The 25463-nt window shown below is 47.3% G+C and carries 18 protein-coding genes; 12 read left to right on the top strand and 6 right to left on the bottom strand.

Annotation, left to right across the window (positions count from 1 at the left end; translation table 11 throughout):
• The first annotated feature begins 173 nt into the window (after positions 1 to 173).
• From ACQ6WK_RS07855 to ACQ6WK_RS07845, 3 genes are all read left to right on the top strand, one after another.
• Positions 174 to 4178 (top strand): hypothetical protein, encoded by a 4005-nt coding sequence (locus tag ACQ6WK_RS07855; RefSeq protein WP_432800192.1) that lies wholly within the window; start codon positions 174 to 176, stop codon positions 4176 to 4178.
• Between the two features lie 91 nt (positions 4179 to 4269).
• Positions 4270 to 7812 (top strand): hypothetical protein, encoded by a 3543-nt coding sequence (locus ACQ6WK_RS07850; protein ID WP_432800191.1) that lies wholly within the window; start codon positions 4270 to 4272, stop codon positions 7810 to 7812.
• A 72-nt stretch (positions 7813 to 7884) separates the two neighbouring features.
• Positions 7885 to 8652, top strand: coding sequence for a DUF1573 domain-containing protein (locus ACQ6WK_RS07845; protein WP_432800190.1), 768 nt, complete (start codon positions 7885 to 7887; stop codon positions 8650 to 8652).
• 174 nt (positions 8653 to 8826) lie between these two features.
• Here the strand turns inward: ACQ6WK_RS07845 and ACQ6WK_RS07840 are convergent, their stop codons facing one another.
• From ACQ6WK_RS07840 to ACQ6WK_RS07825, 4 genes are all read right to left on the bottom strand, one after another.
• The gene (locus ACQ6WK_RS07840; protein ID WP_432800189.1) at positions 8827 to 9624 is read right to left on the bottom strand and encodes a prolyl oligopeptidase family serine peptidase; all 798 of its coding nucleotides are present in this window, start codon (positions 9622 to 9624) and stop codon (positions 8827 to 8829) included.
• Between the two features lie 155 nt (positions 9625 to 9779).
• Positions 9780 to 10550 (bottom strand): exodeoxyribonuclease III, encoded by a 771-nt coding sequence (locus ACQ6WK_RS07835; RefSeq protein ID WP_432800188.1) that lies wholly within the window; start codon positions 10548 to 10550, stop codon positions 9780 to 9782.
• Positions 10551 to 10650: 100 nt separating this feature from the next.
• Positions 10651 to 11409: a hypothetical protein gene (locus tag ACQ6WK_RS07830; RefSeq protein WP_432800187.1), complete on the bottom strand. Its 759-nt coding sequence runs from the start codon at positions 11407 to 11409 to the stop codon at positions 10651 to 10653.
• A gap of 100 nt (positions 11410 to 11509) precedes the next feature.
• A complete protein-coding gene (locus ACQ6WK_RS07825; RefSeq protein WP_432800186.1) occupies positions 11510 to 12553 on the bottom strand; it encodes a hypothetical protein in 1044 nt (347 codons plus the stop codon).
• A gap of 98 nt (positions 12554 to 12651) precedes the next feature.
• On the opposite strand from ACQ6WK_RS07825, the gene pheA reads away from it, so the two are divergent.
• The 5 genes from pheA (at position 12652) to ACQ6WK_RS07800 (ending at position 17270) form a co-directional block, all read left to right on the top strand.
• Complete coding sequence (gene pheA, locus ACQ6WK_RS07820) at positions 12652 to 13791, top strand: prephenate dehydratase (RefSeq protein ID WP_432800185.1); 1140 nt, start codon at positions 12652 to 12654, stop codon at positions 13789 to 13791.
• A gap of 175 nt (positions 13792 to 13966) precedes the next feature.
• Positions 13967 to 14368 carry a hypothetical protein gene (locus tag ACQ6WK_RS07815; protein WP_432800184.1) on the top strand — a complete coding sequence of 134 codons (402 nt, stop codon included), beginning with the start codon at positions 13967 to 13969 and terminating at the stop codon, positions 14366 to 14368.
• A 114-nt stretch (positions 14369 to 14482) separates the two neighbouring features.
• Positions 14483 to 14866, top strand: a complete 384-nt coding sequence (locus ACQ6WK_RS07810) for a hypothetical protein (protein ID WP_432800183.1) — start codon at positions 14483 to 14485, stop codon at positions 14864 to 14866.
• 121 nt (positions 14867 to 14987) lie between these two features.
• Positions 14988 to 15974 carry a hypothetical protein gene (locus tag ACQ6WK_RS07805; RefSeq protein WP_432800182.1) on the top strand — a complete coding sequence of 329 codons (987 nt, stop codon included), beginning with the start codon at positions 14988 to 14990 and terminating at the stop codon, positions 15972 to 15974.
• A gap of 84 nt (positions 15975 to 16058) precedes the next feature.
• Positions 16059 to 17270 carry a glycosyltransferase family 4 protein gene (locus ACQ6WK_RS07800; RefSeq protein WP_432800181.1) on the top strand — a complete coding sequence of 404 codons (1212 nt, stop codon included), beginning with the start codon at positions 16059 to 16061 and terminating at the stop codon, positions 17268 to 17270.
• A gap of 28 nt (positions 17271 to 17298) precedes the next feature.
• On the opposite strand, the gene ACQ6WK_RS07795 is transcribed toward ACQ6WK_RS07800, so the two are convergent.
• Positions 17299 to 18486 (bottom strand): glycoside hydrolase family 57 protein, encoded by a 1188-nt coding sequence (locus tag ACQ6WK_RS07795; RefSeq protein WP_432800180.1) that lies wholly within the window; start codon positions 18484 to 18486, stop codon positions 17299 to 17301.
• Between the two features lie 249 nt (positions 18487 to 18735).
• Here ACQ6WK_RS07795 and alaS point away from each other — a divergent pair, with 249 nt between their 5' ends.
• The 4 genes from alaS (at position 18736) to ACQ6WK_RS07775 (ending at position 24658) form a co-directional block, all read left to right on the top strand.
• Positions 18736 to 21618 carry an alanine--tRNA ligase gene (gene alaS, locus ACQ6WK_RS07790; protein WP_432800179.1) on the top strand — a complete coding sequence of 961 codons (2883 nt, stop codon included), beginning with the start codon at positions 18736 to 18738 and terminating at the stop codon, positions 21616 to 21618.
• Between the two features lie 113 nt (positions 21619 to 21731).
• Complete coding sequence (locus ACQ6WK_RS07785; RefSeq protein ID WP_432800178.1) at positions 21732 to 22976, top strand: LL-diaminopimelate aminotransferase; 1245 nt, start codon at positions 21732 to 21734, stop codon at positions 22974 to 22976.
• Positions 22977 to 23120: 144 nt separating this feature from the next.
• Positions 23121 to 23606 (top strand): pyridoxamine 5'-phosphate oxidase family protein, encoded by a 486-nt coding sequence (locus tag ACQ6WK_RS07780; RefSeq protein WP_432800177.1) that lies wholly within the window; start codon positions 23121 to 23123, stop codon positions 23604 to 23606.
• A 242-nt stretch (positions 23607 to 23848) separates the two neighbouring features.
• A complete protein-coding gene (locus tag ACQ6WK_RS07775; protein ID WP_432800176.1) occupies positions 23849 to 24658 on the top strand; it encodes a prepilin-type N-terminal cleavage/methylation domain-containing protein in 810 nt (269 codons plus the stop codon).
• Positions 24659 to 24802: 144 nt separating this feature from the next.
• Here the strand turns inward: ACQ6WK_RS07775 and ACQ6WK_RS07770 are convergent, their stop codons facing one another.
• Positions 24803 to 25390 (bottom strand): flavoprotein, encoded by a 588-nt coding sequence (locus ACQ6WK_RS07770; protein WP_432800175.1) that lies wholly within the window; start codon positions 25388 to 25390, stop codon positions 24803 to 24805.
• Between the last annotated feature and the right edge of the window lie 73 nt (positions 25391 to 25463).

The following is a 25463-nucleotide window of genomic DNA, read 5'->3' as shown; positions in this document are numbered from 1 at the left end:
TGGGTGGTAGTGTTTGCATGGGCATTTTTTTAAGAAGTTAGTGTTACTGCATATTTATAGGTATTGCTATGAAGATTAAAAATAGAAAGTGCAATTGGCTTAGATATTGCGACAGGAATTGTGTCGCATGGCTTGTACTGGTCTTGTGCGCTTTTTTAAGTTTCAATCATGCGATGGCTGAAGGGGAGTACGAGCCTAAGGAGGAAGGGCCGGGCGAGCAAGAGAAAGGTTCTTGCGGTGAGTGCAAATCGGGTGATTGTTTGTTTGATGAAGATGGTACAGTTAGTTTTCAATATTCGAATAAAAGTACTGGCGGAGCTGCGGATCCGCCAATGAGAACAGAAGATTATGTGAAAGTTGGGGAAACAATTGAAATTAATGCTGAGGATTTAGAGAAAACCGGTTGCTCGACATGGGGTGGTAAGGGGGTTGGCAAATATAACTTTGTATTTGATGATTACTCTGGAGACTACCTCGCAGATTGGAATCCTCATCTATCTTCTCCAAGAGAGTATAAGGTAACAGTATCGTATATGGGGAGTGGACGTTGGCAGGTACAGTTGGTAGGAATATCTGGTACTCTGGCAGAAGGTGAAAATACAACTTACGAAATCTATGAATCCGATGATGGAAAGATCCATCTTATTGAAAATGGGCATGAGCTTGCTTTTAGCCCACCAGTTGAAGGACTGGACTACGAGCTCACCGGATTTAGCTCATGTGAGGAAGGAGCAGAAGCTTCTGCATCTTTCAGCTTTTTGGATAGCGATTATCCTTCAGATGATTATGATCCAGATTATACAAATCCATTTACAAGGTCTTCGGATTTTCTTTTCAAAATAACAGGTGGTGGTGAAGAGCTAGATCCGGAAGAAGAATGTGGTTGTGATCCAGAAGAGGGTGAGGATCCAGAGGAAGGAGCGCCAGAGATCAATGGCGGGAAAGGGCGGTCTTCAGGCGGTTGTACGACTTGTACTAATGCATCACCAACGTTTGCAACGCCATCGTTAGCGTCAATGCGATTGACTTGGGGACTTGGGAAAGATGCATCCGGTAATGGGCTTGGGCATATTGAACTGCATGCGGAGGAGTGGTCCCAAAGTTTAGCCAGCTTATCCTCTCTTAAGTTATATGGGAATGGCATATCAAACGGTGATATCACACATAATCAAGTAATTGTAGATTCAACAGCAAACGGAAAACTCGTTGCTTCTAATTACGATCCTGATAATGATGGAACCGTTGATGGTTTTCAGCTAACAGGCTCGCGTTATGACGTTATTTCGAGCAGCTACATAACTTATATGGAATCCATCGTAACCAGTCCTGCGACCAATCAAGTGCTTGTCGTCCAAACTCAATATGATACTGATGGTACCACACCTCTAAAGCATGACCGTATTTTATATGAATACAGTGTTAATAGTGGCATAACAATTTGGGAAATGAAGCGAGGCGTAGATTCTCAGCTCGCATTGGTTGATGGCGCAAGTCATACAAAATTAGAATCTTGGGATGAAGTTAATAACAGTCAGGAAGAACATCTAAAACGATATACTGCATTTGATACTTCTGGCAATGTTATTGCAGTTGAAGAAAGACGTTACCAGGAATACGGAGAAGGTAATCAAAAGATTATCGAGTGGACATGGGGAACAGAAGTTAATCCAGATGGCTCGCCAGGTGGAGAGATTAAAACTCGCAAATGGGAAAGATATAGCGATGAGGCAGATTTTTGGCGATTTGGAAAAGTAAAAGCTATTGTTATAGAAACAGGTTTTTGGAAGTACTATGAGTACGATGATTTTGGAAAAGTTATTACTATACTAGGTTCAGATGGTACGTCATATTACGAAGATCCTGCTGCCATTGATCCTGCAGTTGCGTCAGCTAATGCTCTAGTTGTAACTGCGACCCGATACACACCTTCAAATCCACTCGAACTTCAACGAGGAACTGTATTAAACCAAACCGATTCGATCTACGCTTATCCGCCCGCATTTGTTACAAAGGTTCAGACAACTGTAGGAAGTGATGTTGTAAAAACAAAGTATGCGATCAGATGGCCACGTGCGCGTGCAGATCAGGATTATGATGGCGATGGTCAGGTAGATACGGTTCCAGAGAATCAGTTGGATTACCGTGAGAAATGGGAGATAGTATGCGAAGGAAATCCAAATAAGAATGGGACTACAGACGAAGCGTTTCTGCAGCAACTCGTTTCTGACATTGATGCAGGCAATCCAATTGAAGATCGTGTAACTCGTACAAGACGATATCACATAAACACATCGACAGGTGGAGTAGATGTATCAAATGAGCTCAAGCAGCGGATTGGTTGGGATGGTGAGGTCATCGATTATAGCTACCCAGACGGGAATACAACTGTCGTTGAGTCTGGTTATTCAGGAGCTCGCAGGCGTGTCAGTACGCGTGAGGATAGTAGCCGCCGTGTGACCGGGAGATTAACTTCAGAGCAAGATCAGGGCGGTAGCTGGTTCGATGTGAATTTGGTGACAACGGATTATTCTCAAGACCGTTTTAATCGGCCAACGTCAAATAACTATTATTACGGATCAGAAGCAACGAATGAATGGGCTTCAGAGGGTAGCGGTACGCCAACTTATAGTACGTCAAGTTCGTATGGATGTTGCGGAATAGAATCACAAACAGGTGCGGATGGTATTACAACAAGCTATACGTATGATGATTTTTATAGATATGAGCATGTCGAAGCAGGTACAGGTGTACAAACGAAATATACCTACGATGAGCTCGGGCGTGTAATCAAGACAGAACGCGTTTCGTCTGACGATTCTGATACGGTTGTTCTTGAAGAAACGTTTTTTAATCTTAGTAATCAAATAGCTAAAACTAAAGATGGCCGAGGTATCTGTAGTTTTTACACATACCGCAGGATTGGCCCGGATGGCACTACCTTTAACTCAGCAACACATGATCGTATGTATCGTGAGAACCGCGTATATCCGCATGATTCAACAAGCGGTCCTGTTCAGGTTACTTGGAAAGATTCGCGTGGTAATGTTGTTCGTCAATGGACAGGAAGTTCATCAAGCTCATGGAGCGAAGCATCGCCACCAGTGGGTGATGAGCTACTTACCGAGCTTAGTCGTAGTGTGGTGAGTTTGGATTGGGCCGATCGTGCTATTGAAACGAAGTTTTATCACAATCTCACAGGACTTACTGGGATTGATGATCTCGGCAGTTTGAACACAAATTACTATGTGGGCACGTTGGATTATGATCACTGGGGTCGTGCTTGGAAGCAAATTGATCAATCGGGCAACATTACCATCTCAAAGTTTGATGACGAAACTGGCAACCTGATTGAAACTTGGGTTGGTACGGATGCAACGGGTGCGACATCGAATGATCCGGTGGGATCCGGCAGTAACAACATGTTAGTGGTTTCCAAGGTGTACTATGACACTAATTATGATGGAACAGGCAATCGGCGTGCCTATCCGACTAAAACCATCACGCTTGGAACGACTACCAATATTAATAGTAGTAGTGCCCATGCCGTGATCAATGAGCAGTTTTGGGATAGTGTTAATGATGAGCGAGTTATTTGGCAAAAACCGGCTCAAGATTTGTGGCAGAAACAGGTAGCTGATTTACGTGGTAGAACAAAACGTGTTGAAAGTTATTCTGATGATGGCAGCACATTGATCTCCAAGCAAACGAATGTTTATGATGATAGTTCTACGGGCTACGGGCGATTGATTGAAGTTAAGCAGCACGAAGTTATAAGCGGTGTTGCGGGAAATTATATCGCGAGCAAGTATGCGTATGAAGATGTTGAGGATGGGGGGCGTCAGATAAAAGCTGATGAACCAGGAGGTCCAATCACAAAGCAGCAATTTGACTTGCACGGCCGTCTACTTCGAACGGTTCAGATCAGCGATGAGGTCGGCTCAGATCCAACTAACTTTAATGATGATATTGTGCTATCTGAAATGGTTTATGAGTATGATGACAATGACAACATCATCATGACAACAACTTATAGCCGTCTGGAAACCGTGTCAGATTCACAAGCCGGGCTTTTGTCAGATAATCCAACTTCGGCACGTGTGACTTATAACGCCACTTGGTACGACGATGCGAATCGTCCGACTCATGTGGTAGATTACGGAACGAATGTGCCACAGTAAGCAACCACGCCGTTAACTCATTTTTCCAATGGTTTTGAGCTTTACTTTAGCTATTGATGATTGATCAACAAGATATTTTAAGGATCACATGATGGGGTCTACTCGTATAAACGTTCTTGCAATTAGTTTACTGGCTATTGGAGTTGTGCAAAGCAGTACTGTGTATGGGGTAAATCGGCCTGCTTCCCCGCCAGTGAGTTCCAGTACCGCTCATGTGACTGCCTACACGTATAATGCAGCTGGTATTACAGAAACAATAACGGATCCGAGTGGCATTCAAACAAAACACGAGTACGACGCGCTAGGGCGGATGCTGAAGCAGATTGAAAACTATCAGGACAGTGTTCCGGGTGATAGCACGTCTGGCGATGACGATCGTACAACGGCTTACACCTACACCTCTGGTAATCAGATCAAAACCATTACTGCAGACATGCCGGATGGAACAACTGATCAGACGACAACCTATGTTTATTCAGGAGAATTAGCTTCACCACAGGATCACCTTTATGTGTTTAATAATGATGCGCTTTGCTCAATCATTTACCCCGATTCAGATGATGCTCTGATCTCTGGTGCTTTGGATGATGGAAGTGACGGTGAATATGATCGCGTTGAACTTGAGTATAACGTGTATGGGAAAATAAGGTATAGGAAAGATCAACAAGGAACGAAATTAGAAACAACTTATTCGCCAAATAAAAGGACAGTTGAAAGTATATATTTAGACCAAAATCCAGAAAATATAGGTGGGATTGGGTTATTGTTATACGCATATAAATCCCCCGGTCCATATGCACAGTTGGATACAATCACTCAGTATGACACTCAATTTTCTATTATTGGCGTACTGAAATATGATTACGATGGTTTTGGCCGTATCAATAAGGTTTATCAGGCGCATGGAGGACCGATTAACACTAGTACCTCCCCAGCAATCACCTACGAGTATGACGACACATTGGTCGGTCAGGAGTATGTCAATGGTGCACGCCTCAAAAAAATCATCTACCCCAATGGCCGTGAGATCAACTACCTTTATAGCGAAGAAGGTGACATCGATGGCATCAATCATGACATTGGCCGCATAACTGCAATTGCATCTGCTTCAACACGCGGCACCAACGACAGCAATGTCATTGCAGCTTATAACTACCTTGGTGATGGTATGATGGTCGCCAAGAATTTACCAACCCCTAATATCAAGCTTGATTACACCGGCGATGATCCAGAAACAACAAGTGTAACAGAAAATCTACAAGGCTTTGATTCGTTCGGCCGTATTCGCCGGCAGCGATGGGCTCGATACGATCCTAATAACGGCAATCAAATAACAAACAACGCCTTTGACATCCGCCATGGCTACGACCTCGCGTCAAACCGAACACATGCTGAGCGTGTTGAATACCCACGCGCTTCGCAACACTACCAGTACGACAATCTTCATCGCCTGAAATCTTATGAAGCCGGCACCTTCAATGGCACGACAGCCAATCCAAGTATCTCTGATATTGCCTATACCGACTACTCAGATTGGAAACTCGACCAGCTCGGTAACCATTTGGAAGTGAAGAGGCTGGATGCCTATAACAACAAGGGAGATGTGGTTTATAAAAATACTGTAAACAACGCGAATGAATACGAAAGCCATAAGGTTAAAGCGGGGACATCGCAGAGATATCATTTCAGTACATTCGACTCAAGTTACGCGAATCGTTGGGAATTAGTTGACCCGAATGATCAAATGGTGATTGATCAAGGCAATCTAAATTATCTAGAGATTACGAGTATTTCAGGTTCAGAGGCGATTGTCCTTGGCAATATGCCGGATACTGGACCCAGTAGCACCGGTGGTTACGTCAATTTCCCTGTTGGTACAGTGGATGGTACGCAAGCGGGTATTGTCTATGGATATAAATCTGAGAATGACTACTGGCTATATGTGTATGAATATAATGCGGCTCAATCCTATTCAAGGCATTATCATGTCGTGAATGGTATTAAGCAGCTTGTCGCGTCATTTAACAATAGCATTACGTTAGGTTCAGATAAATTCATCTACACACGGGCAAGATCGCAATCCGTTACGTGGACGGTGCCGTTTGCATTGGGCTATCCTTCGGGACGTGTTGGATATTACACGACGCATGCGGGTACAACATTTAGATCATTAATGCAATTAGATAGCTTCTATAGTGAAGATTTTCTTGGTCGGTGGTCGAACTATGGCATGATTCCGCTTGCTCAACCTAACAATAGCACTCGCAATACAGTACGCATGACGTGGGCATATGGTTGGTTAACTTATCCATTGCTCGCCAAAGGCATGCATCTTGAAGATTTTGAAGCAACATTCAGCCTTGAACGCAATTCGAGTGATCAAAGCAGTTACAATCGTGGCATGCAATTCGTCATGGATGCTAAGGATGTCTTTGATTTCCAGGCACTGGGTATTCGGCATGAATTAGCTGCAGATAAGACAGATGCATGGACCTTCTATACTCGAAAAGTTAGTAATGGAGGCACTGAACAAGCAAGTCTCGGCACTTACACCAGTGCAAATTACCCTGATCTATTAGATACCGACAAATTATGGGTGCGTGTTTCGCGAGTGAATGGTCAGATTGAGGTTCGTGCAACAAAATCTGATGCTGCAATACAATATAACTCAACGATTGATTCGGCATTAGATGCGGCACCGATTTGTTTCCAAGCAAACCTAGCGAGCAACGGCGGTGGCCAAATTGGTTGGCTGTCGCGTGACGCTTCAGCATATGCAGATGATCTTCTTATTCGCACGGACTCTGATGGCAACGGGTCGTTTGAAACCGTTGAGCACTTCGATGATTTCGAAGTTGGCATGGACGGCTATGCTGACAATACCATGGAGTACGATCCTGCCGGAAATATGACCTTCGACGGCGTATATACCTACACTTACGACGCATGGAATCGTATGATCTCCGTGAAAAAGGCTTATCGTGACTCCAATGGCGTTGTGCAGGCAGGTTCAAACATCATCACGATGCAATACGATGCACTTGGCCGCCGTATTGTGAAGAAAATCGAAAACTCTGGCGATCTTAATGCCGAGTACCATTACTATTATGACGGCCAGAAACTTATCGAAGCACGCAATGAGCAGGATGTCCCTGTTCAGCAATATGTCTGGGGCACTCAATATATAGATGAACTTATTGAGATACGTTCGAATCACAACCCAACCACAAATACAGATTTCACGATTGTCGAAGAAGAGCATTACCCATATACATACTATGCATTGCATAATGCGAACTTCAATGTCGTTGGTTTGATTGATCATGAAGGGGATTTAGTTGAACGTTATGAATACACGCCATATGGCGAGCGGCAGGTTTTTGTCTCAGCAGGACCAAATGATCCCAAAGCGATGACACCTGTGTTCCGAAGTGAACGCATTAAAGAAATTGAGGGTGAAGAAGATCTAGAAGATCCCGCTTCATTGACGGGTGTTGTCTTGCCCTATAGCCGAAATCCTATCGGCCACCAAGGCCTCTTCCATGATGAAGAGATCAATTTAATTTACAACCGTGCACGTATACATAACCCTGCAGATAGCAATTTTATTATGAGAGATTCTGGAGTGAAGTAAGTGTCGATTTGAGAATATTTTTTGGTATTCAGATTGTACGAGCCGTTTATTTAATAAAATGGATGGATATTTATGATGTGTAATAAATCAATATTTTGTCTCTGTTTCTTCATCTTTCAGCTACAGTTTTCTGTAATGAGTGTACAGGCTGAACTTGAATGGGAATCGACAACAAGTAGCCATGTCGCTTCGATTTTTGATCGCGAGGTTACTGCAAAATTTACATTCAAAAACAATGGGGACACGCCTATTGAAATCACAAGAATGCATAGCAGTTGTGCGTGTACAACTGGTATACCTGATAAAATGGTATATGAGTCTGGAGAAAAAGGTGAGATTATTGCTACTTTTAAGTTAGGCAAACGCACGGGAATGCACAATAAGTTTATCAAGATTTACACGGATCATTCCAAGAAGCCTACAGCAACTCTTCGGATTCAGGTGAAAATACCACGTTACGTAAAGTTTAGTAAAAAGATGCTAGTCTGGAACTTAAACGAACTTAATAATCGTAAACAGATACGTATTGATTTTAATTATGAAAAACCCGTTTTAATTCAGAACGTGATTGATAAGTCAAAAGCTTTTAAAATTCAATTGGTGGAAAAACATAAAGGTAAATCTTACCTGCTTCAACTTACACCAAATGAAAATATTGATATAGACAAAGATATGTTATCTGTCTTTCAGTTGCAGACGAATATTAGATTGCCCGAAGATCATGATGACAAAACAAAATCTAAAGCAGAAAAAGAACAGAAACCCAAATATTTATCTTATTCTCTATTTGCCAAATTAGTTTTGCCTAAAGTCGAGATAGAAAAGCCGGTTGCAGAATGATTTAATATATTTCCCATCATCGATGGAACCGATCATCTCCCGAGCTTTAAAAGCCCCTTCAGCAATCAACCTTTCACAGTATCGCAAATCAGCCCCATCCACCTTTACCATACCACCGCCGACAGTTGGCTCTCCGCAGGATCAATCCCCTTGCCATCACCAAAGGAGTTGTTTCTATTCCCCGCTCACCACAATCTTCCCTGTTTCCAGTATCCGTTTGTGTTTTAGCAGCCATGCATACAACTCATCTTTCGCATACACCTTTTCCGCAATATTATGATCCCCTTGCTCATAAATCGTGAGTCGTGACAAGCCGCCTAATGCATCCAGCGCATAGACCATATCTACTGCACTTTCCACCGGCACAATTCCATCCAATTTTCCATGAAATACCCACACCGGTACGGTCCGTAACTTCACGGATTGCTCTACATATGCTGCACTTGAGATCGGCGCGATTGCCGCATAGCGTTCTGGACGATCTCCAGCCAGCACATACGTCCCGTATCCGCCAATCCCTTCACCGGTCACATAGATCCGCCCGATATCAACACGATACGTGGCCTCAATCTCATCAAGCAGCGAGCCCAGTTCACGCTTGTTCCATGCCTTTCGAGCCTTAACCTGAGGTGCTACCACGATCATTCCAAAGTCGCGGCCGTCTTCTAATTGTTTCGGCACCCCCACCTCGCGTACTTTCGATAGCAGCTCACCTCGCTGCTCAAACCCGTGCAAATAGAGTAGCAAAGGAAATGATTTCTTTGGCTGTAGCGTATAGCCCCGAGGTAAGTACAACAGATAATCCAGTCCTAGCTCTGATTTGCTAATCTGCGGCCATTCACCGTGAGATTTGGCATTATCCATGCTATCTGGCATGCCTTCACGTTGTCCGTTTGCACATCCTGCGACCGCTAACAAAACGATCATGAACCCGTACTTTATTACACCGCGCCAGCCGTCATTACGAGCCATTATCAAGTTCCTTTAAAAGCACTATCAATTGCGTTCCACCAATCCCCACTTTTCTGTGCACCTTTCATACCATGTTCGTTCCGTCCTGCATAGCTTATTTACACTCGCATATGCACAACATGACTTTCTAGCTCCATCATCCACAAGGATCTCTATTAATCCAATTCTAAAATCACTGGCGCATGATCAGAACACGCCAAGCCTGCTTCGCGGTCCACCCAGATTTTGCCCGCAATTTCATTCGCCTGTTTGTTTCCTAAGAGGTAATCAATCCGCCATCCACGATCCAGCTCTCGGGCTTTCCCGCGATTGCTCCACCATGTGTAGGGTCCGTCTACATCACCAGCTTCTTCTCGCACAAAATCCTGCCACCCGCTTTCGATCAACGCTCCCATCCACTCTCTTTCGTGTGGCAAGAACCCTGAATTCTTCTCATTGCTTTTTGCATAAAAAATATCTTTTGTTGTATGTGCAATATTAAAGTCTCCACCCAGTACCACCGCACTTCGTTTACGTTTCATGCCATCCGCCCATGGCCGAAAGATCTCCATCCATTTTTCTTTCTCTGCCTGTCGATGATCGCCGCTACTCCCGGATGGCAGATAGATACTTGAGCAAATGGCACCATTGTATTTAGCTGTGAGCACGCGACCTTCCGGATCAACATCATCCCCCTCAATTCCTCGTGCGATCACCTCATGTTTTTCTTTCGTCCAGATTGCAGTCCCCGCGTACCCCTTCTTTTCGGCTGGGTGCCACGTTGCATGCCATCCTTCCGGCTCCTGCCACGCTTTTGGCAGTTGCTCGGGCAGCGCTCGTACCTCTTGAAGCATCAGAACATCCGGGGCAATTCGTTCGAGATGTTCCGGGAAACCTTTTCGCAAAGCTGCTCGCAACCCATTCACATTCCATGTCGCAATACGCATCATTACTCCATTCAAAACAAACAAGGGGCATGTTTTATATCACAAAAAAAAGCGACCCGCAGGTCGCTTCATGTCATGTTTGTTTTGTCGCATTTTTTCGTTACGCCGCTTTCGCGCCTTCCGGCCCGTTTTCCTTACCGTACGTCCAGAATTCTTGCATGATCAGCCCAATAATTGCCGGTACGAATACCAATAATGGGATTACCAGTTGATTTGCGGTCAAGCCTTCTGACACGGTATCTTGCCATGACTCAATACTCAGTAAGAGTGCCAAGATACCCAACACAGCGATCAATGATCCACTTACTGATGTGAACATCACAATGGATAGTTTGAACAAAATAAAGGCAAGCATCCCGCAGATGATCAAGCCAATCAACGCGCCAATCCAATAGGCATCTACCGGGATCTGCATTTCCGCGCCTTTGTTCAGTGCATGGGCAAAGCCAGCCCACAGGTTTGCACCTACAAAAGCACCTGCTAGGCCGCCGAATACTGCTACCGCATATTTCATCAGCGGGAACGCTGTTACGGCAAGTAGCAATCCTAGGCATCCACCCACAATGAACGGTGCCTGAATCTTTTCGCCAAGCCAGTATCCCGCAAACAATCCCATTACTAACGCCAGCATGATCGTTGTTGTACGGTAGAACTTGTAGCCGTTGAACAAACAAAGCACACCGACAATGACAAATACCACCGCCCAAACAACGCTCAGTGCTTTGAGTTGTCCTACCAGAACATCAGGCTGAGCGAGCGGCGCACCACTGCTAAACATCCCGATCACCGATGAAAACAGATTCTCCATCGGGCCTTCTGGCCCACCCTCTGTCGCATTCTGTGCCAATAACGTGAACATGGTCTGCTCCTTTTAGCCCCTCACAACCAACGCATAAGCAGCTCGCGCCAAAAACGCGTGATTCAAGCGCACCTCTAGCCCCGACTTTTGGGACTACAACTCACTTATCGGCTCGGCGGCGGAAAATGATCCACTGAATCAGGACGCCAACCACCGTTATCAGACCTAAAAAGAGAAGAAATGACCTCGGACCGCTCGGCACATATCCGCCATAGCCCGGCACATACACCGTTACAAGATTCACACTCGCAAACATCATCAGCAGTGCCCCAACAAGCGCACTTTCCACCGCTGCAGCAATATAAGGCACAATCAACCCGAACAGCAGTCCAATTAGGCCGCCAATTCCTGATGCCACTAAGATCTTAAACCGCGTACTCTGATCGCGTTCCCCCCACCACGCACTGATCTGCTCCCATGCGCGGATTCGTGCTTGATTCACATGAGCAATTACGCCTTGCGCCGCTTCGCTCTGCCACAGTTTAGCTCCAGCGTCCATGCCCTCTGCATCTGTGCCTTCCAGAGTTCCTGTCCCATCATCAGGGGAGGGGGCTGCAAAACTCAATGTTAGTGACTTCGGTTTCTCGCTATCAATCTCACTCGCTTCAGCTTCATCATTGCCGCGCACGGCTGAAATTACTCGCTCAGCCAAAGCCTTGATCTGCTCCTGATCGACACCCAATCCCTCTGTCACAGGCTGATTCCCTGCAACCATTTCACCCAACAGATCTTTCTTCTCATCCAGTGGCACCACCATCGTGCTATCTTCCAGCCTTTCCCCCTCAGGCTGGTTCATGATCATGCTTGATCCTTGCCAGACGAACAGCATCACCGGCGCGATCATTCCCAAAATCACAGCCCCGCTGATTCCCATCCAAACCCGGAATAGCAGCCCCGCCAGCAAGGCGCCAATAATGCCCCCAAAGACCATCAGCGGGATCACATATAGCCCGTTGGTGATCAAGACTGTTCCGGCAACCAGCCCTGCCACGGCTCCTAGGACTAATCCGCTCACCACACATGCTGGTTTTGCGATCGAGCGGCCAATCACCCACAAAATCAGCCCGCCAACCCCCATGACGCCCAAAATGATCGCGCCCGCCAATCCACTCTCCAACACCGCTAATGACATCCATTCGTTCACAGCAAAACTCCGCCAGCGCACCTACAATGTCCAACACACAAAACCCACTACCATACTATCGCCCAAGTATAAGGTTTGTCGTTACAATGTCCCGTGCAATGAACGAGGAAACACCCAAATCATCTGGCTCAGCTTCCCATAACTCCACAAGCGATGCGCTTGCGCCACTGCGTGAGCAGATCGACGAGATCGATCTTAAGCTCATTGAGTTGCTCAATCAGCGTGCTAACGTTGTGATTCAAGTCGGGCATGTTAAAAACTCAGGCCAGTCCGCCACACCCATATACGCTCCAGATCGTGAACAACAGGTCCTCCAGAAAGTCCGCAAAACCAACAAAGGTCCACTTCCTGATTCATGCGTTGAAGCCATTTGGCGCGAACTTATGTCAGGCTCTTTTGCTCTTGAACGCCCGCTTCGCATTGGTTTTCTTGGTCCGCAAGGCACCTTTTCTCATCTGGCTGCTCGTCGTAAGTTCGGTGCTTCTGTAGATTACGATAATCTAGCCGGTATCCCCGCTGTTTTCGAAGAGGTTCACCGCGGACATATCGATCTTGGCGTAGTGCCTATCGAAAATTCCTCCGAAGGCGCTATTTCTGACACTCTCGATTCTTTCCTTCAGCATGCAGGGACTGATGTTACTGTTTGTGCCGAGATTCTTCTTGGTGTCCATCACAATCTTCTGTCGAATTGTCCGTTGGATCAAATCAAGAAAGTTTACTCGCATCCCCAGCCACTTGCGCAATGCCGCAATTGGCTTGCTGCTCAACTTCCGAATGCTGAAAAAGTCACAGCCGCGTCCACCACAAAAGCAGCTGAGATTGCAAAATCTGAATCAGGTTCTGCCGCAATATCTTCCTCGCTTGCCGCAGAGCTTTACAACCTCCCCATTCTTTTTGCCAATATCGAAGACAACCCGGCCAACACCACTCGTTTCTTTGTCATCGGCAAGCAAGTTTCTCCACCAACCGCTAGCGACAAAACTTCCATTATGTTCACGACCGAGCATGCTGCCGGAGCCCTCTCCGAAGTCCTCAATATCTTCCGCAAACACGAGATCAATCTCACCCACATTGACAAACGCCCATCACAGCGTGTCAACTGGGAGTATTACTTCTTCATTGATGTTGAAGGGCATATCAAAGACGAGAAAGTTGCTGCCGCTGTTGAGGATGCATCTAGGCATTGCCTCCAGCTTTCGATCCTTGGCTCATACCCCCGTGCCCGCGATGTACTCTAGCATGCAATTAGATTCTCGGAGATAACCTCATTTTTAAGCCCATTCGCTTTGTGGATAGAGCGACTTCCACTTCATATATTCAGTCCTGCATTTCTATCGCATTCCCCTCTCATCATCGTGATCTATTTCCCTTTATAATCTAGGCATAGAACCACAACCTCTCGGGAGCCCTATCATGATCGGTTATATCTTCGGCTACGCTCACGGACGCATTTCGCAAACTCTCCGCCACAAGCGCAAGCAATCTGCTGGCGATCTCACCCAAACTGAAATCCTTGCCGAGCAGGTTGACCAACTTCAAGATTCACATGATCGCCTCTCTCTTGTCTGTATGGCTATGTGGTCTCTTATGCAAGACAACACCCAAATCACCGAGAACGATCTTATCGAGCGTGTCCGGAAGATCGATCTCATGGATGGTGTCGAAGACGGCAAAGTTTCTCAACCTCTTGCCAAGTGTTCTGCATGCAACCAAACTATGTCCCAACGCCACGACCGTTGCATCTATTGTGGTAATGACGATTGTGCTCCCATCGCACCCGACAAAACGCAAACCCCCGAACCCGAGCAGGTCTGATTTTACCCATCTGGCAGCCCAATTTTGCATTCAATCGCATCATTCCTCTCATGCCAGCGAAACGATCCCCGGTATAATGATGGCCTCATCACGCTTACATTGAAAGGTCATCCCATGATCAATCCCGGACTCTTCGGCGGAACCTACGGCTCAGGTAGTGTCAACACGAATATCGATGCAGCTGCACAATCTGCCCGCGCTACCTCTAAAGCTAATGCCACGGCTCGAGAGCAAGTCCAGCTTGAAGATCGTCTAGAACGTCTTTCTCTCGTTTGTATGGCCATGTGGTCACTTATCCAAGACAAAACCAACCTCACCGAACAAGATCTTCTCGAGCGTGTGAAGATGATCGATTTGATGGATGGTGTTGAAGATGGGAAAGCGACCCGCACTGTCTCTAAGTGCGCTTCTTGCAATCGTACCATGTCGCAGCGTCATTCTCGTTGCCTCTACTGTGGTGCCGAGAAACTTGTCTCTTCCGCATTCGACATAGTGTGACTCATATTTGAGTATTGAGATAAATTGTTTGTTTTTTTGAAAACAATATCCATCGGCTACGTCTTAAATATGTATGACAACAAGGCGTTTTTATAGAACCATTCTTTAATCCGAGGGCAAAATGGATAAAAGAATTACACTCGTTTCGGCATTGATCATTCTGTTGATTGTGACGCTTTATTTTGTGATTAGCAATCAGCAAAAACGTGGTGCTTCAAAGAATCTTACTGCTACAATGGCTAATTGGGATCGATTGTCTCCATATCCGATTGCAGATGCATTGCTCGATATTCAGCTTGATAAGCCTACGACACTAAATCAATGGCAGTCTGAGTATGTTCTACGTGCACAAGAAATGAAAAATGAATTTAGCCTGCACCTTAAGCATTTCAAGCGAGCTGAAGCCGATCTTGCACATCCAGAGTTTGCGATCCATCTTGATCGTCTGATCCAACTTGCTCATTCACCGCAACACAATCGTTTTTTGCCCGTCACACTCGCACACTTCTCTGTCAATGATCAGCTTTTTGATCTCATCATCGAAAAATACCGAAACACAAATACGCTTCCGCCTCAAAGCTTCATTGATTACATAGCTGGAATGGATTTACATGAGAATCTTGCTCGCACGTTTCAATCACAAGCAGCGATGCTCGTGTTTTTTACCACATCATTTGTGAATGACCACTATGCCGTCAAAGACGAGCAGCATAGTTGGTCTGATGCTGACGTTGCTATTTTTCTGGAAACGCTTTATCCCTATCTTCAGAATCTGAAAGAACAGTCAACTTCATTTGATATGGTCGACATTCTTGTGCCTACACCACAATGGGCACCGATCACTCGCAAAAATCTGGGTATTCTTCACGCAGCCATCCGCTTCCAAGATCAGCTTCTAACCCAGCAGGCCCACGCGTTGCTTGCTTTCAAGCTCCGTGCTCACAAAATTAAAACCGGTTCATATCCATCTGATTTGGCCTCGCTTAAATCGGACTGGAACCATCTTATTTCGATCAATCAGATTGGCTATTCCACTAACGGCTCGTCTTTTACCCTCACGACCGATGCTCCCGCCTCACAAACCACCCATACATGGACATGGAACTAAAAACGACTCATTAAAACCCAACTTTTTGACATACATCTAACATGGGTAACTATTTTTTAACATCGCTCATTCATACTATTGTGTATGAGAGTTGCCCTCATCACTGAAACGTTTCCACCTGAAATCAATGGCGTTGCCATGACGCTCTCACGTCTAGTTGATGGTCTCACTGAACGGGGGCATTCCGTCGAAGTTATACGGCCTCGTCAAAATAAAACAGACCTTTCTACTGTTAACGGTAGGCTCGAGCACTTCACGCTTCCCGGTATTCCTCTCCCTAAATACGACGGTCTTAAATTCGGCCTTCCCGCCAAGCGTAAGCTCATTGAGCGTTGGCGGTATCGCCGACCTGATATTGTTCACATCGCCACCGAAGGCCCACTCGGCTACTCCGCACTTCGTGCTGCTCAAAAACTCAATATCCCCATTGCTTCATCCTTCCACACCAACTTCCAGCAATACGGCAAACACTACGGATATGGCTTCCTTCACCGCTACGTCATGAAGTATCTTCGCTATTTCCACAATCAAACAGCAGCCACCATGACACCCTCCAACGATATGCTCAAGCTTCTTGTTGATGAAGGCTACAGCAATGTTTCCATTCTTGCACGTGGCGTTGATACCGATCTCTATTCACCAGATAGACGCTCTGTTGAACTCCGACGATCATGGGGTTTGGCCGACAACGATATCGCACTTATCTACGTTGGACGTGTTGCTGAAGAAAAGAATATCCCATTGATTATCAAAACTTGGCAACACATTAAGCAAACTTGCTACGATACTAAACTTATTGTTGTTGGCGACGGGCCGGCACTTTCTCCACTCCAATCCAAATATCCGGGAATTATCTTTACAGGCGCAAAACGCGGGGAAGAACTTGCTACTCACTATGCTTCAGGCGACATCTTCCTATTCGCTTCTGAAACTGAAACCTTTGGTAATGTTGTTACTGAAGCACTCGCCTCCGGACTTGCCGTGGTCACCTACAACTACGCAGCAGCCGATATGCATATGACTCATGACGTCAATGGTTTCACTCCTACGTTCGCAGATCCAAATCATTTTATTCGATGTGTAAATGAGTTGATCAATGATCCGGTGCGTGTTGCAAGATTTCGTATCGCCGCCCGTGAATCTTCGCTCAAAATCTCATGGAACACAGTCGCTGACGAGTTCATTTCACGTCTCCGTGCCATCATTGAATCTGAACCAACCAACCCTGTATCAACCGGCAATAACACAACTTCTTCATCTACTGCTTCACGTAACAACATTCAGACTGCACAATGAGATTGCTTCTACTAATAGCCAACTAGAATCATCTGCTCATTTCTTCAAGTCGCAGACGCATGCTATCCAGTACATTCATAAAGTTGATATACCCATCGTATGGCGAATCATATGGGCTGAAATATTTGTGTACAGCACCATCATCGAAGTATTTTGTGCACATGTAATAGAAATGGTCGCTGCACGTAAGTTTTCGCCAGTCATTGATCAGTCCAACGTCCCCGGTTTCTTTCACGGGTTTCTCAAGCATATACAAATCATGTAGCGCACTCGATTGCATCGCATTTCCCACCCACGCACTCAGATCTTTCTCCGTATCCGCCCACGACACCATCTCTTTGCAATCATAAATATCCGAGGTGTCGTACCAATCCAAGCATTCGCCTGGCGTTTTAAAATCATCACCTAATTTCAATACTTCACTCGGCAAGCTCCGCAAAAATTCAAAGATCCCACTTACCTCCCATTGATGCTCACCAAATGTTTCAAGATCCATGAACAAATTACACATCTGCCCGTGCTCTTGATTTACTTCATGCAGCCAATGTGCATATTTCTCTGCTGTGAGTGGCCACTCGTCCCATCCCTGATTCGAAAAACGAAACGCAATATCATCACTCAAACGATCATTCTTTAAGAGCAGGCCAACATCAATCCCGTTTGGCGGATCATACACATGATTCGCACTCCGCCCGTTTAAGATCGTTTCTGCACCTTCGGATAAAATACCGCGAAACTCATCTTCATCCGCAATAAACTTCGCTACGTCATTGCTGTAAATTAGTTCTGTATTGCGAAACACTGTTGGTCGTTGCCCAAACACCTCATCAATCAAATCTACATGCAGTCCCACCTGATCCCGAAATTCATCCTTGCTGTACATAAAGCTCAAGCTATGGTGATATGTTTCTGCCAGAAACTCCACGCACCCTGTCTCTGCTAACGCTTGAAATCGCTCCAGCACTTCCGGCGCAAATCGGCTGAACTGCTCAATCACACAGCCAGTCAAGCTAATCGCCACACGAAACTGACCTTCATGCTGATGAATCAAGTCTAGCAGCACCTTGGTCGTCGGCAGATAACTTCGGTGCGCCACCTTCCGCAAAATTTCGCGGTTTCGCGCATCATCAAAGTACGTTTTCCCCGAATCAAAAATGCTGTACCGTTTCAGCCGTGGTGGCTGGTGAACCTGAAAATACATGCAAACTGAAGCCATCCGTGCTTTCCTTTTTTAAACCTCATTTTTCGCTCTCTCATTGTCCCCGCACCCCGCTGTATTGCAACATTCAACCCAAACATTTCTCTCAGCATCCTCACCTATATCCTCTCACCACTTTCCAGTTCATCTCCTAGCCGATCGGCCTTTGTTCGGATATACTGCTCCATCTACTTTTTCAGATACTTTCCGCATATCTCATGCGGAATGCTGCTCCCGGAACCCCCTGTTTTTCACCGGACGCCAGACATGCCAGACCACACCCTCACAAGCACGCAAATCCGTCAGCAGTTCATCGACTTCTTCGTCGATAAATGCGCCCACACCGCTGTGCCTTCATCGCCTGTCGTTCCGCACGACGACCCAACACTCCTATTCACCAACGCTGGCATGAACCAGTTCAAAGACATCTTCCTCGGCACCGAATCCGCCGATTCATCCCGCAAATACTCCCGCGCTGTCGACACACAAAAATGCATCCGCGCAGGCGGCAAGCACAACGACCTTGACGATGTCGGCAAAGACACATACCACCACACATTCTTCGAAATGCTTGGCAACTGGTCCTTCGGCGACTACTTCAAGCAAGAAGCTATCGACTGGGCATGGGATCTTCTCGTCAACGTCTGGGGCCTCGATCCCGCTCGCCTCTACGCCACCTACTTTGAAGGCGATCCATCCGAAAATATTGAGCCGGATTATGAGGCTCGAGACCTCTGGCTCAAATACCTCCCCGAAGATCACGTTCAACCCGGCAACAAAAAAGATAACTTCTGGGAAATGGGCGACACCGGTCCATGCGGCCCATGCTCAGAACTTCACTACGATCGTTCACCCGATCTCTCAGGCGGATCACTCGTCAACGCCGACAACCAGGACATCGTCGTCGAAATCTGGAACCTCGTCTTCATCCAGTTCAACCGCAATCAAGATTCATCCCTCTCGCCACTCCCCGCCAAGCACGTCGACACCGGCATGGGATTCGAGCGCATCGTCCGCGTCATCCAAGGCAAAGAATCAAACTACGACACCGATGTTTTCACCCCATATTTCGCCGCCATCCAAAAAGTCACCGGAGCCAAACCATATGACGGCACGGGCGACACACTTTCCAATCCCACCGACATCGCATACCGCGTCATAGCCGATCACATCCGCACACTCACCTTCGCTCTCACCGACGGCGCGCACTGCGGCAACGATGGCCGTTCATACGTCCTCCGTTCCATCCTCCGTCGCGCTGTGAAATTCGGCGACGTCGACCTCGGTGTCAAAGAGCCATTCTTCTACAAACTCGTCGATACTGTCATCGAGCAGATGGGCGACTTCTTCCCCGAACTCAAAACCAACCCCGAAGACATCAAAGCCGAGCTCAAGGAAGAAGAAGAATCATTCCGAAAAACACTTACCCGCGGTATCTCACTCTTTGAACAAGCCGTCAAAGAAAATCCAAAACAAATCACAGCCGACTCCGCCTTTCAACTCCACGACACCTACGGCTTCCCCATCGGGCTCACACAACTCATGGCCGAAGAACGCGGCATGACCGTTGACATCGATGGCTTCAATCGTCTTATGGAAGAAGCACGCATACGCTCACGCGCTGGCGGCGACTCCGCAAACGAACGTGCATCACTCAACGACATCATCCAACACATCCAGTTGAATGACACTGAATTCAAAGGCTATCAAACCACTCACCTCGATAACATTCAATCAACCATCACTATCTTCAAACTCGAAGACCATGCTTATAAACAGCTGTCTGAAACGGCTGGCAAACCCAACGGTTCAACTGGTGGGGTTTCTGCCGGCGACAAAATCGCAATCGTCCTCGATCAAACCCCCTTCTACGCAGAAGCAGGTGGCCAAGTCGGCGACACCGGCACCATCCAAATCATCGATGGCGCAAACATCACCGTCGAAGACACCATCAAGCTCGGCGATGTCTACTTCCACCTCGGCCAGGTCAACGACGGAACACTCGCCAACACCACTGGCGAAGTTAAACTCGAGCTCTCACTCGCCGTCGATGAAGATCGCCGCGCCCTTATTCAAAACAACCACACCACCACCCACCTCATGAACCGTGCCCTTCGTGATCACGTCAACCCCGACACCATGCAAAAAGGTTCGCTCGTCGATGAAGAAAAACTCCGCTTCGATTTCCTCAACAAATCATCACTGAAAACAGAAGAACTTGTCGCCGTCGAAGCCGCCGTTAACAAAGACATCGCCGCTAACCTTCCAGTCCACACCGAATACGCACCGCAAGAAGATGCCTTGAAAATCAATGGTCTCCGCGCCGTCTTCGGTGAAAAATATCCACCCACTGTCCGCGTTGTTTCCATCGGTGCATCTGTTGATGAACTGCTCGCTAATCCCGGTTCCGACAAATGGGGCACGATGTCCATCGAATTCTGTGGCGGGACACACCTTCCATCCACCGGCCCCGCCCAAACATTCACCATCACCTCTGAAGACTCAGTCTCCAAAGGTGTGCGTCGTATCACCGCACTCACCGGCTCCCTCGCCGCCAAAGCGCAAGCCGAAGGTGAAAAACTTCAAACCGAACTGGACAACCTCACCGCCTCCGCCGACAAAGCCGAGCCCGAAACACTCAGCTCGCAAATCACCGCGCTCTCAAACAGCATCAACGAAAAGCAAATCCCACTCGTCACCGCAACGAAACTCCGCAAAGAAATCGAATCCCTTCAAAAGAAACTCCGCAAGCTCCAAAAAGCGCAGTCGCAACAAGCCGCAGGCGCCATCGCCGATGTTGCCAAGCAGGTCGCCGCAGACAACCCCGGCCCGATCATCACGCACACCTTCGAAGGGGCAGGGGCCAACGACCTCCGCACTGCCATGGATACCATTCGTGCCCATCACCCCGATGCAGCACTCTTCCTCACTGGTGAAAACAACGGCAAGGTTGCACTCCTCGCATCCGTCTCTAAAGACCTTATCGGTAAAGGCCTCAAGGCTGGCGACTGGGTCAAGCACATTGCACCCATCGTCGGTGGTGGCGGTGGTGGTCGTCCAGACATGGCTCAGGCAGGCGGCAAGGACGCTTCCAAACTCCCCGAAGCTCTCGAAGCTGCACAAGCTTTCGCCGCTGAAAAGATTGGCTAATCCACAAGCTCACCGCCAACCCACGCGCTTTATGCTAAAATCGCAATTCACCGGATCATCACCGATGAAGAACCGGGCTGTGTTGTAAACCTTAGATTGGGATCAAAATCCAAATGGCAAACATCAACGACAACTACCTCAAACTACAAGCAGGCTACCTCTTCCCAGAAATCGGCCGGCGCGTAAACGCATACCTCGAAGCCAACCCAGATGTCGCAAACTCTGTCATCAAGATGGGCATCGGCGATGTCACCGAACCGCTCCCCGAAGCTTGCCGCATCGCCATGTCAAAAGCCATCGATGCCCAATCCAAACGTGATTCATTCCACGGCTACGGCCCCGAGCAAGGCTACCTCTGGCTCCGTGATAAAATCGTCGCCTTCGATTACACCCCACGTAACGCCAACGTCGCCGCCGATGAAATCTTCATCTCCGACGGCTCCAAGTGTGACACCGGCAACATCCTCGATATCTTCGGCAAAGACAACGTTATCGCCGTCACCGACCCCGTCTACCCCGTCTACGTCGACACCAATGTCATGGCAGGTCATACCGGCCCCACCGATGACAACAGTGAATATACCGGGCTCCACTACCTCCGTGCCACAGAAGAAAACAATTTCACACCCGACATCCCAGCCGACACAAAACTCGACATCATCTACCTCTGCTACCCCAACAACCCCACCGGTACCGTCGCCTCCAAAGAATATCTCACCGCCTGGGTTAACTACGCCATCGAACACAACAGCATCATCATGTTTGATGCCGCTTACCGCGACTTTATCACCGACCCCACCATCCCTCACTCCATCTATGAAATCGAAGGTGCACGCAAGTGTGCCATCGAATTCCGTTCCTTCTCGAAAAACGCGGGTTTCACCGGCACACGCTGCGCCTTCTCGATCGTTCCCAAGGAATTGCAAGGCCGCGCCGCCGACGGTTCATCTGTCTCCATTCACAAACTCTGGCACCGCCGTCAGTCCACCAAATACAACGGTGTCTCCTACATCGTGCAACGCGGCGCAGAAGCCGTTTACTCAGAAGCTGGCCAAGAGCAAACCTCCGAACTTATCCGCTTCTACCTCGAAAATGCTGCCATCATCCGCTCATCACTCGCCGAGCTTGATATCACCGTCTACGGCGGAGTCCACGCACCATACGTATGGCTCAAAACACCCGACAACCTCTCTTCATGGGATTTCTTCGACAAACTTCTCAACGAAGCCAACATCGTCGGCACCCCCGGCTCTGGTTTCGGCCGCTCCGGAGAAGGATTCTTCCGCCTCTCCGCATTTAACACACGCGCCAATGTTGAAGAGGCCATGCATCGTCTTGCTGTTAAGCTCACTGTTTAATCAGCGTTTAGACACTCGCCTGTAATATGATATCCAAGCCCGGTACCGCCGTGGTGCCGGGGTAGTGCGCTACCTGCCTTGTTGCCGCAACATCACATTCCCCGCAATACCTAAACCCCAGTCTCTAGACATTAAACCCTGAACATGACCACCACCCCCGAAAAAAATAAAGACCCCGAAACAATCCTCTCACAGTCCATCCCCCAGTTTCTTTCCCACTGGAAAACCGCCGGCCTTGCCACCGTTAACGCAGACAATCAGCCCCTCGCATGCAACATCATGTTCGTTCCCGATGATAACCTCAACCTCTACTGGATCTCCGGCACTCAATCCGCCCACTCCCTCGCTATCGACCACAATCCCCACGTCGCGCTCTCCATCTACGCCCACGTCGATTCTGCCCTTCAAAACCACGGCCTCCAACTCCAAGGCACCGCCTCACTCATCACCGACCAAGGTAAATACAAAACCATCCTCGACATCTACGCCAAGAAATTCGCTATGCCCCTCGCTCGCCCCCTCATTAAACAAGCCATGAAAACCCAGCCCTTCTATCAGTTCAAACCAACTTGGCTTCGCTGGATCGACAACCGCGTCAAGTTTGGCTTCAAATTAGAGCATGCTTTCTGATGCCCGCAAGCAACCGAGATTAACGTAAGTGGTGTTTTTGTGTTAATTGAGTTAATGCTGAAGGCATATCTATAAACCCATCTAATATTGCTAAAATCACATAAGTTATTGTTATGTAGCATCTTATAACACAATATGTGTTGTTTGCCTTCCCCTTCTGTTTTATACTAGGTGTAGGTGACATCTAAGTTTTCTTGTCTTTTTCTTCTAGTCCTAAAACACACATCTGCATGATGTGGCTTATGGAGATCGCCATCATGTACCGGAAAGGTTTCACTCTTATTGAATTGCTCGTTGTTATTTCTATCATTGCATTGCTAATAGCAATTCTCTTGCCCGCACTTGCATCTGCACGCCAGACCGCGCAATCTATTTCTTGTTTATCGAATCAAAGGCAACTTACGTTGGCTGCTATTGCATTTTCGGTTGAACATGATGACTATCTGCCTAAGCCTTGGTGGAATGACACGCCCAGAAGTGATGGTAGTCAGATAGGGTCTTGGCCATACCGACATCCACTTTGGGGGTGGGATTACGTTTTAAATGATGTTGTCCAAAACGAAGATATCTTCCGTTGTCCTTCAGATAATACAGAGAGCATTCGCGGCACATGGACAACCGCTCCGGGCCAAGAAGCTGACGATCTTCCAGCATCCTACCGTATAAATACCAGCCATAATCCGGACTTTGGATTCGCTGCGATTAGAGTTGAACAATTTAGTCGTGCGTCTTCAGCGATCTTCTTTCTCGATGGGCTTTCTCAGAATGATGCACTGCACCATGTCGCCACATGGGATCCTGTTGCTGGAGGACTGCTAGGTCCCAACACATCACAATGGATTGGATTTAGACACGACAGTAACACCAACAATCCGTCACGTTTTAACGTCACTTATTTAGATGGGCACGCTGCTACTGCCATTTGGGAGGATACATGGGAAGCAATTGATGGAGATTTCATTCTAAGTGGTACACCGCAACAAGTGACTGCTTGGCGATCAGAATATCTCCCATGGCCAGAACATGGCATTCGTCAAAATTTTTCACCGTAATAGAACGAGATCTTCTTAGCAGATCATTTACGAGCACATACGTTGAACGGATGTGCTTTTTTAATCATCATCTATCGTGTGTTGCGGAAATCTGTGTTCTTCGCGATCTTGCCCCCGTTCATATTCTGAGGGGCCGAGCCATATCTATAACGTGCTGAGACATGTCGCCACAATATCTTCTGGCTCGCTCATTCTTCCATATCCAACCGCGCGGCAAGCCTGCCACCCTTCTTCTGGTCCGACTAATCTAACTTGCGGATAGAGTTCTTTCAGTAAGCTCATGTTCCGCTGGGTAGCTGCATTTTCCCACATGTCTGCATTCATCGCTGGAGCAATCACCATCGGTGTTTCTTTTGGTACCGCTAGCATGACTGTACTCACGAAGCTATCTGCAATCCCATGCACCATCTTTGCGATCGAGTTTGCACTTGCGGGCGCCATTACCACTAAGTCGCACCACCGTGCCAAACCAATATGTTCCGCATCTGGATTTTCGCCAGTATCCCACAAGCTCGTCATGACTGGATTGCCGGATAAACTTTGGAATGTCATTGGCCCAACAAACTTCGTTGCCGCTTCAGTCATCATTACGCGAACATCAGCATCGTTTTGAACGAGACGGCTTACCAGCGTGCAAACTTTGTAGCAAGCGATTCCACCTGTTAGCGCAACCAAAACCCGCTTCCCTGCCAAGCACTTCTCAGCCGAGTTGGAAAGCGGGTGGTCATTCATTTAATGATCTCTGTCAGGCCGTTTATATCAAGATCAGAGATCATGCTAACTTGCGATTAGGTTTTTGATCTCG

This window comes from Poriferisphaera sp. WC338 (assembly GCF_050931845.1).
Classification (GTDB): domain Bacteria; phylum Planctomycetota; class Phycisphaerae; order Phycisphaerales; family Phycisphaeraceae; genus Poriferisphaera.
The sequence above is the reverse complement of the archived record's forward strand: the minus strand, read 5'-3'. Positions and strand labels throughout refer to the sequence as shown.

What these genes read in the sequence shown, in the direction of transcription:
- ACQ6WK_RS07855 (WP_432800192.1), top strand. Translation starts at nt 174, where the DNA reads ATGGCTGAAGGGGAGTACGAGCCTAAGGAGGAAGGGCCGGGCGAGCAA.
- ACQ6WK_RS07775 (WP_432800176.1), top strand. Translation starts at nt 23,849, where the DNA reads ATGGAGATCGCCATCATGTACCGGAAAGGTTTCACTCTTATTGAATTG.
- ACQ6WK_RS07785 (WP_432800178.1), top strand. Translation starts at nt 21,732, where the DNA reads ATGGCAAACATCAACGACAACTACCTCAAACTACAAGCAGGCTACCTC.
- ACQ6WK_RS07805 (WP_432800182.1), top strand. Translation starts at nt 14,988, where the DNA reads ATGGATAAAAGAATTACACTCGTTTCGGCATTGATCATTCTGTTGATT.
- ACQ6WK_RS07795 (WP_432800180.1), bottom strand. Translation starts at nt 18,486, where the DNA reads ATGGCTTCAGTTTGCATGTATTTTCAGGTTCACCAGCCACCACGGCTG.
- ACQ6WK_RS07830 (WP_432800187.1), bottom strand. Translation starts at nt 11,409, where the DNA reads ATGTTCACGTTATTGGCACAGAATGCGACAGAGGGTGGGCCAGAAGGC.
- ACQ6WK_RS07845 (WP_432800190.1), top strand. Translation starts at nt 7,885, where the DNA reads ATGATGTGTAATAAATCAATATTTTGTCTCTGTTTCTTCATCTTTCAG.
- ACQ6WK_RS07770 (WP_432800175.1), bottom strand. Translation starts at nt 25,390, where the DNA reads ATGAATGACCACCCGCTTTCCAACTCGGCTGAGAAGTGCTTGGCAGGG.
- ACQ6WK_RS07850 (WP_432800191.1), top strand. Translation starts at nt 4,270, where the DNA reads ATGGGGTCTACTCGTATAAACGTTCTTGCAATTAGTTTACTGGCTATT.
- alaS (WP_432800179.1), top strand. Translation starts at nt 18,736, where the DNA reads ATGCCAGACCACACCCTCACAAGCACGCAAATCCGTCAGCAGTTCATC.
- pheA (WP_432800185.1), top strand. Translation starts at nt 12,652, where the DNA reads ATGAACGAGGAAACACCCAAATCATCTGGCTCAGCTTCCCATAACTCC.
- ACQ6WK_RS07840 (WP_432800189.1), bottom strand. Translation starts at nt 9,624, where the DNA reads ATGGCTCGTAATGACGGCTGGCGCGGTGTAATAAAGTACGGGTTCATG.
- ACQ6WK_RS07800 (WP_432800181.1), top strand. Translation starts at nt 16,059, where the DNA reads ATGAGAGTTGCCCTCATCACTGAAACGTTTCCACCTGAAATCAATGGC.
- ACQ6WK_RS07780 (WP_432800177.1), top strand. Translation starts at nt 23,121, where the DNA reads ATGACCACCACCCCCGAAAAAAATAAAGACCCCGAAACAATCCTCTCA.
- ACQ6WK_RS07835 (WP_432800188.1), bottom strand. Translation starts at nt 10,550, where the DNA reads ATGCGTATTGCGACATGGAATGTGAATGGGTTGCGAGCAGCTTTGCGA.
- ACQ6WK_RS07815 (WP_432800184.1), top strand. Translation starts at nt 13,967, where the DNA reads ATGATCGGTTATATCTTCGGCTACGCTCACGGACGCATTTCGCAAACT.
- ACQ6WK_RS07810 (WP_432800183.1), top strand. Translation starts at nt 14,483, where the DNA reads ATGATCAATCCCGGACTCTTCGGCGGAACCTACGGCTCAGGTAGTGTC.